This is a genomic window from Photobacterium sanguinicancri (genome assembly GCF_002265265.1).
In the GTDB taxonomy this organism is placed as follows: Bacteria; Pseudomonadota; Gammaproteobacteria; order Enterobacterales; family Vibrionaceae; genus Photobacterium; species Photobacterium sanguinicancri.
This window is the reverse complement of record NZ_NOIF01000379.1, coordinates 1-1,058: the sequence shown is the minus strand read 5'-3', so window position 1 is coordinate 1,058 and position 1,058 is coordinate 1. Positions and strand designations below refer to the sequence as shown.

The following is a 1,058-nucleotide window of genomic DNA, read 5'->3' as shown; positions in this document are numbered from 1 at the left end:
ATCAGAGAGATATGATCATATGCGTATAGTATTAGCTTTAGGCGGTAATGCCTTATTAGCTCGTGGCCAAGCACTCACCGCTGAAAACCAACGTGAAAATATAAAAAAAGCAGCAGCAAGCATTGCTGCAGTTGCAAAAGAGCATGAGATTGTTGTTGTTCACGGTAATGGCCCACAAGTTGGTCTATTAATGGAACAAAACTCAGCTTACCAAGAGTACTCACCTGAAACTACACCATACCCAATGGATGTACTTGGTTCACAAACTTGTGGCATGGTCGGTTACATGCTTCAACAAGAACTTCGTAACGTTGACCGTGACCTTGCGATCGCAACACTTGTGACACAAACTGAAGTCAGTAAAGAAGATCCTGCTTTTGCTAATCCAACTAAATTTGTTGGCCCTGTTTACACAGAAGAACGCGCAAAAGAAATCATGGCATCATCTGACATGATGTTTAAAGCAGATGGCGACTACTTCCGTCGCGTTGTACCATCACCAAAACCTAAAGATATCGTTGAACTTCAACAGGTTGAAACGCTACTTCAAGCTAAAAACCTAGTTATTGCTTGTGGCGGCGGCGGTGTACCAGTTTGCTTCGACGACAACCGTGTTGGCACAGGTGTTGAATGTGTTATCGATAAAGACTTAACGGCTGAGTTATTAGCAGAAAAAATTAATGCTGATCTATTCATCATCCTAACTGACGGCTCTGTTTACCGTAACTTCGGCAAAGAAGACCAAGCTGAAATGAAACAAGCAACACCTGCAGGCCTAGCTGAATTTAACTTCCCTGCTGGTTCTATGGGTCCTAAAATTGACGCGGTATGTCAATTTGTAAACTCAGGTCGCGGTAATGCAGCTATCGGTTCTCTATTCGATTTAGACCGAATTACACGTAATGAAGCTGGTACATTAATCACTCAAGGTGAAGGTATTGTTTATTACTCATAGTTTAATAAATAAACTATAAGTAAGACTACCAATTATTCTTTAAGCGTAACTTTACTTTTTGTAAGTTACGCTTTTTTATGACTTATAACACATGCCTAAAAAT

The 1,058-nt window shown here is 40.5% G+C and carries 1 protein-coding gene; it reads left to right on the top strand.

The features are described from left to right. Positions 1-19 precede the first annotated feature (19 nt). A complete protein-coding gene (locus ASV53_RS24140) occupies positions 20-955 on the top strand; it encodes a carbamate kinase (protein WP_062689388.1) in 936 nt (311 codons plus the stop codon). The last annotated feature ends 103 nt before the right edge of the window (positions 956-1,058 follow it).